The sequence below is a fragment of the Shinella sp. GW821-FHT10F02 genome, assembly GCF_058809275.1.
This window is the reverse complement of record NZ_JBXASL010000002.1, coordinates 181,886-196,054: the sequence shown is the minus strand read 5'-3', so window position 1 is coordinate 196,054 and position 14,169 is coordinate 181,886. Positions and strand designations below refer to the sequence as shown.

9 protein-coding genes and 4 pseudogenes are annotated in these 14,169 nt (G+C 62.1%); 10 read left to right on the top strand and 3 right to left on the bottom strand.

The window, feature by feature from the left end; genetic code table 11:
- Window positions 1–204: 204 nt before the first annotated feature.
- From AC1RWL_RS06875 to AC1RWL_RS06850, 6 genes are all read left to right on the top strand, one after another.
- Entirely contained in the window at window positions 205–1,341 is a 1,137-nt protein-coding gene (locus tag AC1RWL_RS06875; protein WP_493094007.1) for an aromatic ring-hydroxylating oxygenase subunit alpha, read from the top strand.
- The gene (locus tag AC1RWL_RS06870) at window positions 1,338–3,005 is read left to right on the top strand and encodes a choline dehydrogenase (protein WP_493094006.1); all 1,668 of its coding nucleotides are present in this window, start codon (window positions 1,338–1,340) and stop codon (window positions 3,003–3,005) included. Before AC1RWL_RS06875 ends, AC1RWL_RS06870 begins: the two co-directional genes overlap by 4 nt.
- Window positions 3,006–3,070: 65 nt before the next feature.
- Window positions 3,071–3,781 (top strand): class II aldolase and adducin N-terminal domain-containing protein, encoded by a 711-nt coding sequence (locus tag AC1RWL_RS06865; RefSeq protein WP_493094464.1) that lies wholly within the window; start codon window positions 3,071–3,073, stop codon window positions 3,779–3,781.
- A 200-nt stretch (window positions 3,782–3,981) separates the two neighbouring features.
- Complete coding sequence (locus tag AC1RWL_RS06860; protein ID WP_493094005.1) at window positions 3,982–5,235, top strand: NAD(P)/FAD-dependent oxidoreductase; 1,254 nt, start codon at window positions 3,982–3,984, stop codon at window positions 5,233–5,235.
- The gene (locus AC1RWL_RS06855; RefSeq protein WP_493094004.1) at window positions 5,232–6,035 is read left to right on the top strand and encodes an SDR family NAD(P)-dependent oxidoreductase; all 804 of its coding nucleotides are present in this window, start codon (window positions 5,232–5,234) and stop codon (window positions 6,033–6,035) included. Before AC1RWL_RS06860 ends, AC1RWL_RS06855 begins: the two co-directional genes overlap by 4 nt.
- A gap of 58 nt (window positions 6,036–6,093) precedes the next feature.
- Window positions 6,094–7,032 (top strand): choline ABC transporter substrate-binding protein, encoded by a 939-nt coding sequence (locus AC1RWL_RS06850; RefSeq protein ID WP_493094003.1) that lies wholly within the window; start codon window positions 6,094–6,096, stop codon window positions 7,030–7,032.
- 415 nt (window positions 7,033–7,447) lie between these two features.
- Here the strand turns inward: AC1RWL_RS06850 and AC1RWL_RS06845 are convergent, their stop codons facing one another.
- The gene (locus tag AC1RWL_RS06845; protein WP_493094002.1) at window positions 7,448–10,516 is read right to left on the bottom strand and encodes a sensor domain-containing protein; all 3,069 of its coding nucleotides are present in this window, start codon (window positions 10,514–10,516) and stop codon (window positions 7,448–7,450) included.
- Window positions 10,517–10,858: 342 nt separating this feature from the next.
- On the opposite strand from AC1RWL_RS06845, the pseudogene AC1RWL_RS06840 reads away from it, so the two are divergent.
- Together AC1RWL_RS06840 and AC1RWL_RS06835 are read left to right on the top strand one after the other, a co-directional pair.
- Window positions 10,859–11,496 (top strand): annotated as a pseudogene (locus tag AC1RWL_RS06840) (Mu transposase domain-containing protein); the annotation flags it as partial.
- Window positions 11,489–11,904, top strand: a pseudogene (locus AC1RWL_RS06835) (ATP-binding protein); the annotation flags it as partial. The pseudogenes AC1RWL_RS06840 and AC1RWL_RS06835, both read left to right, overlap by 8 nt.
- A 36-nt stretch (window positions 11,905–11,940) precedes the next feature.
- Here AC1RWL_RS06835 and AC1RWL_RS06830 read toward each other — a convergent pair.
- On the bottom strand, window positions 11,941–12,405 hold the full coding sequence (locus AC1RWL_RS06830; RefSeq protein ID WP_493094001.1) for a MarR family winged helix-turn-helix transcriptional regulator: 465 nt from the start codon (window positions 12,403–12,405) through the stop codon (window positions 11,941–11,943).
- Between the two features lie 236 nt (window positions 12,406–12,641).
- Here AC1RWL_RS06830 and AC1RWL_RS06825 point away from each other — a divergent pair, with 236 nt between their 5' ends.
- Together AC1RWL_RS06825 and AC1RWL_RS06820 are read left to right on the top strand one after the other, a co-directional pair.
- A complete protein-coding gene (locus AC1RWL_RS06825) occupies window positions 12,642–12,779 on the top strand; it encodes a hypothetical protein (RefSeq protein WP_493094000.1) in 138 nt (45 codons plus the stop codon).
- A gap of 261 nt (window positions 12,780–13,040) precedes the next feature.
- Window positions 13,041–13,801: pseudogene (locus AC1RWL_RS06820) on the top strand (M55 family metallopeptidase); the annotation flags it as partial.
- Window positions 13,802–13,914: 113 nt separating this feature from the next.
- Here AC1RWL_RS06820 and AC1RWL_RS06815 read toward each other — a convergent pair.
- Window positions 13,915–14,029: pseudogene (locus AC1RWL_RS06815) on the bottom strand (LysR family transcriptional regulator); the annotation flags it as partial.
- Between the last annotated feature and the right edge of the window lie 140 nt (window positions 14,030–14,169).

The following is a 14,169-nucleotide window of genomic DNA, read 5'->3' as shown; positions in this document are numbered from 1 at the left end:
TTCTGGGTCTAATCTTCAAGGTCATTTGTCCGGTTGCCCTGAAGTTTCTTTTAAATATCTAAAAATATTGCTGATTTTTGATGGTCGTCAATAGTGACTAAGCGCAAATTATGGCGGATATCGTCAAGCGCCTGCATATATCCGGTCTAGCATTCTCCCCTAGCCGGGCCTTTCCAAGGGCCGCACCGTTAGCAGGAGGGTGAGATGACCATAGCGCAATTGACCTGGGACTACAGCGATCCGCGGACGTGCACGTCGATGCCGGCCCCGTTCTTCTTCGACAAGGGTGTGTTCGACGAGGAGAAGGCCAAGATCTTCATGAACTGTTGGCACGTCGTCGGGCACGTCAACGAGTTTGCCAAGCCCGGCGACTTCGTCGTGCAGGATATTTTCGAACAGAGCGTCATCGTTATGGTCGGCCGCGAAGGCGAGATCACTGCCTTCCACAATGCCTGTCGCCATCGTGGCAACAAGCTGATCGAGGAGCGTCGCGGCAACAAGGCCGGCGTGATCCGCTGTGGCTATCATTCCTGGTGTTACAATCAGAATGGCAGCCTTCGCGGCGCGCCGCGCACCGAAAACCTCCCAGACTTCGACAAGAAGGATTGGGGCCTGAAACCCGTCCGGATGGAGATCTACGCCAGCTTCGTCTTCATCACGCTTGACGAGAACGCACCTCCGGTCGCGGAGATCGCCAAGGGCGCGGAAGAGGAGATGCGCCGGTTCCTGCCCGACCTCGACAATCTCGTGCTCGCCTCCGAGACGGACGTCATCGTCGACGCCAACTGGAAGGTCATTCAGGAAAACTCCATTGAGGGCTACCATTTCGACCTTTCTGGCCCCGTCCACAAGGACCTCGCTGCGCTGATCGACTTCGAGGGCTATGCGCTGACACCCTATGGCGACTGGTGGACCTATATCGGCCCGCCGAACAAGGGCGCCAAAGAAGCCTACGGCGTGCCGCTGGAAGGCTCGACCTGGCAGACCGACTGGTTCTTCAACGTCGGCATCTTCCCCAACACGACCTTCTACTCCTTCCCTTACACCGACATGGTCGGGGCCTTCATCATGATCCCGCTCGGGCCGGAAAAGTCGCTGCTGCGCTTCGGTTACTACACGCCAAAGGACCGTGAGATGCCGCCGGTAACGAAGGCGGCGATCGAGTGGATGAACACCCAGCTCGGCCCCGAGGACATCGAACTCAACATCACTAACCAGAAGGGCTTGCATTCGCTGGGCTTCGGCTCGGGCAGGTACTTGATCGATCCCGCCCGGCCGAACCAGAGCGAGAACCTCGTCCATCATTTCCACACGCTTTGCTACAAGGCGATCCGGGAATGACCGAGAACGCCGGCATGTCCTGGGATTATGTGATCGCCGGCGCCGGGTCGGCGGGCTGCGTGCTCGCCGCTCGGCTGTCGGAAGATCCGACCTGCCGGGTCCTGCTGCTGGAGGCCGGTCCCGAGGACCGGTCCCTGTGGCTGAAGATGCCCGCGGGCATGTCGCGTGTCGTCTGGGGGGATCGCTACAGCTGGGCGTTCACCTCCGCTCCCGAGCCGCATCTGGAAAACCGGCGGCTCGGCCATCCTCGCGGCAAGGTCCTGGGTGGTTCCTCCTCCATCAACGGCATGGTCTGGCTGCGCGGCCACCCGCGCGACTTCGACGGCTGGGCGCAGCTCGGCGCGCGGGGCTGGAGCTATGACGATGTTCTGCCGTACTTCTGTCGGTCGGAAACCGCCCCCGCCGATACCGATGCGCTGCGCGGAAAGGAAGGGCCAATCCGCATCACGCGCGGCAAAGTCGACGCCTCGCCTCTGGCGAAGGCCTTCGTCGAAGCCGGACTGGCAGCAGGTTATCCGAAGACATCGGATTTCAACGGTGGCCAACAGGAAGGCTTTGGTGCGGTCGAGCGTAGCACCTGGCGCGGCCGGCGCTGGAGCGCGGCGCACGCCTATCTGAAACCAGCACGCGAGCGGCCGAATCTGACCGTGATCACCGGCGCGCATGTGCTCGGCGTCGAGCTGGACGGCAAGCGTGCGACGGGACTGCGCTATGAGAAAGACGGGCGCGAACAGATCGCCAGGGCGGCGCGAGAGGTGATCCTCTGCGGCGGCGCGATCGGCTCGCCGCATATCCTGCAACTTTCGGGTATCGGCGCACCGGAGCATCTTGCGGCGGCCGGCATAGCGGTGCGCCATGCACTGCCGGGCGTGGGCGAGAACCTGAACGACCACCCCGACCTCGTCATCCAGCACGCCTGCAAGCAGCCGGTCTCGCTCTTTCCGGTGACCCGCGCGCCGCGCAGCTGGCTTGCCGGCGTGGAATGGATACTGAAGGGCACAGGCCCGGCGGCGACCAACCATTTCGAGGCGGGCGGCTTCATCACCAGCCGCCCGGAGCTGGAGCACCCGGATATCCAGTACACCTTCATGCCGCTGGCCGTCGTGCCCGGCGGGGTGGACGTGCTGGCCTCACACGCCTTTCAGGTCCATATCGACCTGATGCGGCCGCGCAGCCGCGGGCATGTGCGCGCAGTCAGCAGCGATCCCCGCCAGGCGCCGGAGATCCTCTTCAACTATCTGGACGATCCGCAGGACCTTGCTGATTTGCGCGCAGGCGTCCATCTGCTGCGCAAGGTTCTGTCCCAGCCGGCGCTTGCGCCTTACGCTGGCGAGGAGCTGTTTCCAGGGCCTGGCATCACGACGGACGACGACATCGACCGTTGGATACGCCAGACGCTGGAGACCTGTTATCACCCAGTCGGCACCTGCCGGATGGGTGCGACGGACGATCCGAGCGCCGTTGTCGATCCGGACTGTCGCGTGCGCGGGCTGGACGGCCTGCGCGTCGTCGATGCCTCGATCATGCCGGCCATCGTCAGTGCCAACACCAATGCCTCGACCATCATGATCGCCGAAAAGGCGGCCGACATCATCCGTGGCCGTGCGCCGTTGCGTGCAACTAACGCCACATCCCATCAGCAAGCACGGAGGACCAACGCGTGAACGCCATCAACACCCTATCGACCGTAACCCCGGATGTGCTGCCGGACAAGGAGACGCTGGACACGATGCGGCAGGACCTCGCTGCCTCGTTCCGCTGGTTCGCGCGGCTCGGCATGCACGAATCCGTCGCCAACCATTTCAGCCTCGCCGTGGAGCCGAGCGGGCGCTACTTCCTGATGAATCCTCGTGGCAAGCATTTCTCGCGCATTAAAGCGTCGGATCTCATCCTGCTCGACACCGAGGACGCATCGACCATGGACCGGCCGGACGCGCCCGATCCGACCGCGTGGTACATCCACAGCCGCATTCACACGCGCTGTCCGCAGGCGCGCTGCGTCATGCACCTGCACCCGCGCTACGCCACGGCGCTGGCGTCGCTGCAGGATAGCCGCATGCCCCCCATCGACCAGAACACCATGCGCTTCTTCGGCCGGCTCGCCATCGACGACGGTTTCGGCGGCATGGGCCTTTCCGACGACGAGGGCGATCGCCTCGCGGGGCTGCTCGGCGACAACAACGTGCTGCTGATGGGCAATCACGGCGTGCTGGTCGCGGCCGATACGGTCGCCGCCGCGCTGGACGAGATGTACTACTTCGAGCGCGCCTGCGAGACGCTGGTGATCGCCTACGCATCCGGCAGACCCCTGCGAGTCGTTTCGGACAACGTCGCCGCCGTCACCCAGCAGCAATGGGCGGAATACGGGCAGCTGGCGATCGACCACCTCTCCGAAGTCAGGGCGATCCTCGACGTCCAGGAGCCTGAATACCGCAGTTAGGATCAGCCCGAAACAGAAGCAAAGTGGAACGATGTGATCATATTACATTCGATTCTAATCGCCCGCATCGTGGCCGTCTGGCGACAGAACAGCAGTTCCGACCAGGACAGGCCCGCGTGCGGTAGCTGCGACGGCGAACATGGGCCGGCGCCTCAGGAAAGGAGCCCGAAGGGATCGGGTTCTGAGGCGTCCCCCCGCTGATGGATTCGAGCAACGAGGCCGCCCAGATGGACAAGACGGAAAGACTGGTGATCGTCGGCGCGGGACAGGCGGGCTTTGCCGCGGCAGCGAAGCTGCGCGCGCTGAAGGATGACCGCCCGATCACCATCATCGGGGCGGAAGACGTCCTGCCCTATCAGCGGCCGCCGCTGTCGAAGAAGTACCTCATAGGCGACATGAGCTTCGACCGGCTGCTGTTCCGCCCTGAGGCGTGGTATGTCGACAACAACGTCGAAATCCGCCTTTCGACGTGGGTGGAGCAGATCCGGCGCGAGGAAAAGCAGGTTCTACTGCAGGACGGAACGGTTCTCGATTATGCCGCTCTGCTTCTGGCGACGGGGTCGACACCCCGCCAGCTTCCAGCGGCCATCAGCGGAGACCTCGGCGGCGTTTATGTCATGCGCGACAAACGTGACGCCGATCTTCTGGCCGAAGCGATGCAACCCGGCCGCCGCGTGCTCATCATTGGCGGCGGCTATATCGGGCTCGAGGCGGCGGCGGTCGCGCGTCAGCGCGGGCTTGAAGTGACCGTCATCGAAATGGCCGACCGCATCCTTCAGCGCACGTCCGCAGCCGAGACCGCCGATATCATCCGCTCCGTGCACGCGGCGCATGGCGTCACTATCTGCGAGAAGACCGGCCTCGACCGCCTCGTCGGCACGGACGGCCATGTCAGCGCCGCGCGCCTTTCTGACGGCAGCGAGATCGCGGTGGACTGCGTCATCGTCGGCATCGGCGTCGTCCCGAACGACAGCCTCGCCGACATGGCCGGGCTGGAGGTGAGGAACGGCATCGCCGTCGACGAATTCGGCCGCACGTCCGATCCGTCCATCTTCGCCGCCGGCGATTGCGCCTCGTTTCCGTGGAAGGACGGGCGTATCCGCTTCGAATCCGTCCAGAACGCGCTGGACCAGGCGGAGGCCGCAGCGGTGGCCGTGGCCGGCGCGGGCGCGCCCTACCGTCCGACGCCATGGTTCTGGTCCGACCAGTACGACGTCAAGCTGCAGATCGCCGGCTTCAATCTCGGCTATGACCGGACCTTGCTGCGGCCGGGCAGCCGCGAGGGCGCCTGTTCGGTCTGGTACTTCAAGGGCGCCGCCTTCGTGTCGGTCGATGCGATCAACGACGCCACCGCCTACCTGATCGGCCGAAAGATGCTCGAACTCGGCATAAACCCGGACCCGGCGGCGATCGCCGATCCATCCAGCGACCTCAAGCAGATGATCCGCCCATGACGAACACTCTCAAGGGCCGCAGCGCAGTCGTCACCGGCGGACTGACCGGCCAGGGCCTCGCCATCGCCGAGGCGTTCGCCGCCGAAGGGGCGAGCATCGCCATCGGCTCGCGCGGGGTTCCGGCAGGGGCCGAGCCGGAGCATATCGCGGAGATAAGGAAGCGGCTGTCCGCCTTCGGCGTCCCCGTCCATATCGGCCGCCTCGACGTCGGCGACAGCGCGGGGGTCGAAGCGTTCGCGCGTGCGGCGGAAGCCGTTTGCGGCCCGGCCGACATCCTCGTCAACTGCGCGGGCATGACGGCGGAGCAACCCGTCTGCGGCCATTCCGATGAACTCTGGCTGAAGATCATCGACACCAACCTCACCGGGGCCTTCCGCATGACGCGGGCCTACCTGCCGGGCATGATCGAGCGCCGATGGGGCCGGATCATCAATATCGGCTCGACGGCGGCGAGCGTCGGCTGGAAGGACAACCCTGCCTATTGCGCCTCGAAATCCGGCCTGCTCGGCCTGACCCGCTGCGTCGCGCTCGAAGGCGCGCCCCACGGCGTCACCTGCGTGATGGTCAGCCCCACCTGGGTGGAGACCGAGCTGATGCGCACCAACGTGCAGGAGCTCGTTGCGCGCGAGGGCAAGGGGCGAACGGTGGACGAGGCCTATGCCGACATCGCCGCGCAGAACCCGCAGAACCGCATCATACAATCCGGGGAGGTGGCCGCGCTCACGGCCTTCCTCTGCACGGAGGCGGCGAAGGGCATCACGATGGAGAACATCCAGATCACGGGCGGCGCACTTTGGTGAGCCGCCTTTTTCGTTTCGCAGTGCATACCAACCCAAATCAACAAAAGGGAACACGACAATGCTGAAACAGACACTGGGACTATTTCTTGGACTGACCCTGACGGCGGGCGCGGCGTCCGCGGCCGAGCCCGAGAGCTGTCGCACGGTGCGCTTCGCCGACGTCGGCTGGACGGACATCACCTCCACCACCGCCGTCGCAACAACCCTGCTCGAAGCGCTGGGTTATACGGCCGAGAGCCAGCTGCTCTCCATCCCCGTCACCTATACGAGCATGCAAAACAAGGACATCGACGTCTATCTGGGCGACTGGCAGCCGAGCATGGAGGCCGATCGCAAGCCGTTCCTCGAGGCGAAGGCGATCGAGGTGATCGGACCGAACCTCACAGGTGCGAAATATACCTTCGCTGTCCCGCAATATGTCGCCGACGCCGGCGTCAAGGACTTCGCCGACCTGCAGAAATTCGCCGACAAGTTCGGCCGCAAGATCTATGGCATCGAGCCGGGTAATAACGGCAACCGCATCATCACGGACCTGATCGACAAGGGCGATTTCGGCCTGAAGGACTGGGAACTGGTCGAATCCTCCGAGCAGGGCATGCTGAGCCAGGTCGACAAGGTGACCAAAGAGAATGAATGGATCGTCTTTCTCGGCTGGGCGCCGCACCCTATGAACACTCGTTACAAGATCGAATATCTCTCCGGCGGCGACGCCTATTTCGGCCCGAACTACGGCGGCGCCGACGTTTACACCAACCTGCGCGCCGGCTATAGCGCCGAATGCTCCAATGCCGCGAAGTTCGTATCAAACCTGCGCTTCACGCTGGACATGGAAAACCAGATCATGAACGGCATCCTCAACGAGAGCAAGGACCCGAAAGTCGCTGCGACGGAATGGCTTAGGGCTAATCCCGACGCCGTGAAACCATGGCTCGAAGGCGTCACGACCTACGACGGCAAGCCCGCCGCAGAGGCCATCGAAAGCGCGATCAAGGGCTGATCCCCGCCGGGCATCGGGAGCGCCGATACTTCCGCTCCCGACGTCTACCAATCCGATTGCCGTCCATGAATTGGGACGGCAATCGCGGATGCACATTGTGGGGTCATTTGCGGAAGAGGGCAGAACGCTAAGCTCTCTCCCGCAAACGACCTCCATGAGAGAGTATCATTTTGTCCCCAGCCGGAACCGACTCCGCACAGCCCTTCCGCGTATTGGTGGAGCTGGCGACCTCGACATATAGCCGCGGGCGCGATCGGTGAGATTCTGCAGAGGCCCGGCCGGGGCGTCCGCCGCCAAAAGCGGCTGTGGCAAGACATCGTCGGGGAGAGCCGTGTCGGCAGCGAGATTTTTTGTGTTTTGCGGGATGATTCGGGGCATTCTTTCTGCGAAGACCATCGCAAGCGATAATGCAAACCTATCCCGCAACACTGTTAAGCAGGATAGGTACCTTGCTCGCTGAACGCGCCTCGATGGACAGGAAGGCCTGAAGCCTTGCGTCGCGATCAAGCCGGAGGATCAGTTTCTTGTCGCGCCCGATGGATGAACCGTCTGGTCGCTGTGTGCTCAGAGCCGCTTCGAGCTTGGCGATTTCCTCAGCGCGCTCATGGCCCTGACGCTCCAGCGCGCGGCGGGTCTGCGCGTCGATCAGGATGAAATCGACAGGCCAGGCCTCACGCCCACTCGTGGCATTCTCGCCGACTAGCTGTCCGTTCGCGGCAATCATGACGCCGAGCTTCTTCAGCTCCTGGAGTTCGTGCCGGATATGCTCGATCATCGTATGGCTGACGCCGCGCTCGATGCTGAGCTCGAGCCGCTCTGCCGGTAGTCCGGATTCCCGCAGGGCAAGGCGCACCGATCCCGGCAGATCGCCGCTCAGGAACTGGACCGGCGAAACGGTGACGGAGACCGTAATCATCGGCCAGTCGAGGGCCGCCTTGCAGCTTGCGCGCAGAATCCAGTCGCCCAGTGGCACGATCAGGCCACTCTGCTCGGCAAGCGGCACGAAACGATCGGCCTTGATGCGACCGCGCTCGGGGTGGTTCCACTCGACTTCGGCCTCGACAGCTTCCAGCGCGCCGTCTTCAGCCTTGAAGCGCGGGCGGAAGAACAGGGCGAACTGGTCCGCCTTGATGCCAAACTGCATTTCATGGGCAAGATGGCGGTCAGCCTCTTCGGTCTGCTCCCGGGCGTCGGAGAAGAAGCTGTAGGTCCCTCGCTGTCCCCCCTTCGACCGGTAGAGGGCAACGTCAGCGAAACGCAGAAGCTCTTCCTCGTTTTCGGAATCGTGCGGCGCCTGTGCGATGCCGATCGAAAGACCGACAGTAAGGCTGTTCTTGTCGTGGCGGATGGGATCCTTCACCACTGTGATGAGCTTTTCCGCCAGCAAGGCTGCTGCCTCGCGGGACAGGTCCGGGGCGGCGACGACGAACTCGTCGCCACCGACGCGGGCCACGATCTGATCGCTTTCCAGCGCCAACTGGAGACGTGCGGCGATTTCCCGCAGCACATGATCGCCGATGTGATGGCCGAACGTGTCGTTGATGGGCTTGAAGTGATCGAGATCGAGGTAAAGCAGGGACAGCTTCGCATCGAGCGACCGCATCGCGCGCGTCATGAAGCTCGCGAGACCCATCCGGTTCGGCAGCCCGGTCAGGACATCGTGCAGAACCTCCTTGCGGGCCTTCGTCAGGTCTGCGGCAAGCGCCACGTCGGCCGTGATGTCCGTCGCGATCTTGACCACCTTGAAGGGTTTGCCGTTGAGATCGAAGATCGGATTGTAGGACGCCTGGATCCAGACCTCCCGACCATCCTTACCGCACCGACGGAACTTCGAGGAGAGGAACGTGCCTTTTTTCAGGCTGTCCCAGAACTGCAGGTACTGGTCGCTTTCGGCGTGGCTCGGCTCGACCAGAAGCCGGTGATGGCGCCCGACGAGTTCATCGAGGCTGAAGCCCATGGCACCGAGGAAGTTGTCGTTGGCGTCCAGTATCAGCCCGTCCATGTCGAAGCTCACGACGCACTGCGACCGGCTGATCGCTGCGATCTGGCCCTCATGGTCGCCCTGGCGGAGTTTTTCTGCCGTCACGTCCACGGCATTCTTAACAACCTTGAAGGGGCGGCCGTTCATGTCGAAGATCGGGTTGTAGCTCGCCTGCAACCACACCTCACGGCCATCGCGGCAGATGCGCTTGAATTCGCCGCTCTGATGCTCGCCCATGGCAAGCCGGCGCCAGAATTCGGCATAGACGACGCCGTCGCGTTCGCCCTCGGCGAGGAACATGCGGTGATGGCGGCCGCGCACGTCCGACAAGCGGTAACCCGTCAGTGTGAGGAAATTGTCGTTCGCGTCGAGGATCGTGCCATCCAGCGTGAAGGACACGACACTCTGCGACTTGTGAATGGCTGCGATCTGGCCCTGATGATCGGCCTGGCGGAGTTTCTCGCGGGTGATGGCGGTCGCGTATTTGACGACCTTGAAAGGCTTTCCCTCCTGATCGAAGACTGGATTGTACGTGGCCTGCAGCCAAATCTCGCGCCCGTCCTTGCCGACACGCTTGAACTCGCCGGAGCGATGACGCCCACTCGCGAGGTCGCTCCAGAAGATATCGTATTCCAGTCCATGGGCGTAGGAGGGATCGACGAGCATGCGGTGATGGCGGCCTTCGATCTCTTCATGCGAATAGCCGACAGCTTGCAGGAAGTTCTCGTTCGCGTCCAGGATCGTGCCATCGAGATCGAAGGTCACGACACACTGCGACTTGTGGATGGCGTCGATCTGACCTTCGTAATCCGCCTGCCGAAGCTTTTCGGACGTGACGTCGATCGCATATTTGACGACCTTGAACGGATGGCCGTTGACATCGAGAATGGGGTTGTATGTGGCGCGCAGCCAGACGGGCGAACGGCCTTTCCCGAGCCGTCGGAACTCGCCGGAATCGTGGCGACCCTCACCGAGCCTCTGCCAGAAGGCTTTGTATTCGGCGGAACCGGCATCCTCTGGTTCCAAGAATATACTGTGATGGCGGCCGACGATTTCGCTCAGGTCATAACCGGTTGCGCGAAGGAACATCGTATTGGCATCGAGAATGGTGCCGTCGAGCGAGAAATGGATGACGGCCTGCGATGTGTTGATCGCTGCGATCTGGCCGCCCTCGTCGGCGGCGCGCTGCTTCTGCGAGGTAATATCCCGCATGAGCACGATGACTTCTTCGACAGCACCCGCGGCGTTCTTCACGGGGTGGTATATGGCATCCGCGACGAACTCGCTGCCATCGCGCTTCACGCGAATGACCTCGGCCTGAAACGGCGTGCCGTCTTCAAAGGCAAGGCGTATGCGTTCTTCCGTGGCGGCGTCCGGCGTGTCTGGCACAAAGATGCTTCGGTTGCGTCCCGCAAGATCCCATGCCCGGTAATCGAACATGGCAAGAAACAGCGTGTTCGTTCTCAGGATGGTTCCATCCGGCGAGAATGCGACCCGTGCCATAGCCTGGTCCAGAGCAGCATGATCATTCGGTGTCGACACGCTCTCGGTGATCTGCTGCAGCATTAGGATGCCCTGGGGGAATATTCGTTTCGCGGTTTGTACGGTGAACCAGAAGTCGAATTTCAACCCAGTTCAAACACATGACATATCAAATAGAACTGTAAAATCTGTAAATATGTCGCTCTAACATGCGGTCGGTTCTCATCCATTCAATTTCAAGTGAGATCGACGGAGCGAAAGTCGTCCACGGTAGCGGCGGAATAATCCGGCCGCGGGCGGCGTAAAATCCAGCCACCTATTTCCTTTCTGCAATGAAGGCAGAAGGGACAAGGGACCCACATCGTGAAACTTTATCTGAAGGTTCGCCTTGCTGTTTCCGAAGGGATGACGCGGCGACAGGCAGCAAGGCATTTCAACATATCACGCGGCGGCGTTGCGAAGATGGTGTCCTATTCGACACCACCTGGCTATCAGCGGCGATCACTGATCCGGCGTCCGAAGCTGGATGCGTTTGTTTCGACGGTCGAGCATTGGCTCGACGAGAATCTGAAGGTGCCGCGCAAGCAGCGCCATACGACCGTCCGGGAAAGGGTACTGACAAGGGGAATGTCGAGGGTCTGACCGGCTATGCCCGGCGTAACTTCATGGTGCCGATCCCGCGGTTCGCGACATGGGATGCCTTCAACGTCTGGCTTGAAGAGCCATGCCGCAAACGCCAGTGTGACAGATTGCGCAGCGAAAGCGAGACGATCGGCAAGCGGCTGCAGCGTGATCTGGCGGCTATGCGCATGTTACCGCCTGCGCCTTTCGATGCCTGCGATCAGGCCAGCGCCAAGGTGACGGCACGGTCCCTGGTACGCTACAAGGCCAACGATTATTCCGTTCCTGTCGCCTACGGCCACCAAGACGTCTGGGTCAGGGGCCATGTCGACGAGGTGGCAATCCGCTGCCGTGGCGAGATCATTACCCACCATCCTCAAGCTGAACAAGATGCAGGTGTTGGAACTGACACGCTGCGAATGGATCGAGTGCCGGGAGAACGTTATCGCTCTCGGCCCAGGCGGTACGGGCAAGACGCACGCCGCGCTCGGACTTGGCCTGGCTGCCTGCCAGGAGGGTCTATCCGTAGGCTTTACAACGGCCGCCGCGCTGGTCAGCGAGATGATGGAGGCCCGTGGCGAGCGGCGCATAATCCGGTTCCAGAAGCAGATAGCCGGCTACAAGCTCCTCATCATCGATGAGCTGGCTTCGTACCACTGTCGAAAGCCGGCGCGGAATTGCTGTCCGAGCTGATCTCGCAACGCTACGAAAGTGCCGCCACCCTAATCACCAGCAAGCTTCCCTTCGACGAATGGACGAAAACCTTGGGTTCCGAGCGTTTGACCGGTTTTCCGGGCGCGGGTCCCCAAATTGAGTTATCTCTGTCAAACATCATCATCATCAGAGACTTTGCGCAAAAGATAGAGCAATGCGAAGCGTTCGGCCGGGTTAAGGTTTTTCAGGGTGAGTTCGGTGATCAGATGCGCCTTGGGATACATCTCTTCTAAAAGTGCTTGCCCTGATGGTAGCAATGACATGATCACCTTTCTGCCGTCCTGCTTGTGCTTGGAAATATCGATAAGGCCACGCGCATTCAAGCGATCGATGATACCTCTTATGGTTGCCTGATCTACCGCGGTAGCTTTGACGAGTTCAGTCTGGGAACTCGGACCGTTGTCGCGGAGGGCGCACAGTGTGACGAACTGGACTGATGTCAGATGAGGATCGCTTGCATTTTCCTGGAAGATTGCAAGATGCTTTTGGTAGGCCTTGCGCATGAGGTGGCCGACCTGATCTGTGAACCTGTAGCCACCAGTCTGCCAACCCGGCTTGTCCTGTTCGTCCGACATCTGGTCAGCCCTTTCAAATCACATGTTTCCGAATTGACGGGAAGCCTCGGCAAATGTTGACGGGGCCTCCCGGCCTGTTGCTCTAAATCGCCCTTCCCGGAAGGGCAATCTCCGACATCAGTCTAAAGCGGGTCATAATTTTTCGGAATCGGGGTGGGATTCCACAATCGGTGTACCGGATACGATTCCGTCAAACCAAGAAATGCTCCAGGAACAGGGTGAATGGAGAGACGGACATGCAGACAGCGCGCGAGTTGGGGCTGATGCCCGCAGGCCGGCTGGAGCCAAGGCCGGGCAATGCCATCACCGACATGCCGGGTGTCGCGTTCGGCCACCGGTCGCTGGCCCGATCCCCGTGCACGGGAAAATCCTGAGCATTGCTCTGTCATCGTCGTCATGACGACGGACCTGCCGCTCGGCGACCGGCAATTGCAGCGGGTCGCCCGGAGCGGCTCGGCGCCTTCAGGGGGCACGGCAGCGGCGATGCCGTGCTGTGCTTCACCACCGCCGATCCGTTGGAGCACGACCCGGCCTAGCCCTCCGCCTCGCGGGAGCGGCTCTCTGGCAGCTACCTCGACATCGCCTTCCGCGCCGCCGCCGAGACCACGCGGGAGGCGGTGCTCAACGCACTCTGCATGGCCCCTGCAACGCGGGCCCGAAATGGTCGCATCTACCCCCGCCCTTGCCGACTGGCTGAAGGAGAATCCGATCCTATGAAAGTTTTCATTTCCGACGACATTGAAGGCACCGCCGGCATCACCCATTGGGACGAGGCCGATCGCAACCATCCGGACTGGGCGGAGTTCCGCGCCCTGATGACTGCGGAGGTGATCGCCGCCTGCGAAGGCGGGCGCTGCAAGGGCCACGGAAGTGGTGATCAAGGACGCCCATTCTAGCGGCCGCAACCTGATCCTCGACCGTCTGCCCGACTATGCGCGCATCGTACGCGGCTGGTCCGGCCATCCGGATTCTATGATGTTTGGCATCGGCGCAGGTTTCGCCGCGGCGATCTATACCAGCGATCATTCCAAGGCCGACAGCGAGGCCAATCCGCTCGCCCATACCTCCACCCTGCGCATCTCGCGCCTGCTGCTGAAAGGCGACCTCGGAATTCACCATCAATGCGCGCCGTGCAGCGGGTTATGGCGTGCCCTCCGTTATCCTGTCCGGCGACGCCGAAATCCGTGCGGAGGCACGGGCGACGGTGCCGGGCCTTCCCACGGTGGAGACGCTGGAGGGCAACGGCGCCGCCTCGACGTCGATCTCGCCCGCCTGGTCGCGGCGGCTCATGCGCGGGCGTGTGGCCGCCGCACTTTCGGGCGATTTCACAATGGCGCTTCTCGCACGCGCGGATCGCTACGAGGTGGTGATCGAGTTCAACAACCCGACAGATGCCTATCGGGCTGGATGGTATCCCGGCGCCACATTGCACGGCCCCCGCGCCGTCGCCTTTGCCGAGATCCTGCGCGTCAGTCTTCTTGGAGGTGTGAACAGCGTTGCGCCCAGTCAGGCTTCGAGTTGCTTGCCCCGGCGGCTGAAGGCCGGCTGCGTGACGTTGCGCGACTTTGCCGCGCGAAAAGCTCGACGTGTCGGTGAGTATCACGAAATCCTTCGGCCACTTGATCTCGACGTCCCGCTACCCGATGCTATCGGTTTGGGCAGTCGATCATAAGTCTTTTAATTGAAATGAGTATGCCGATTTCGCGTGGGGTTCTGCCAAAAGCGAATTGGCCAAGCCGGCCGCAAAACCTCACCTTGCGTCTG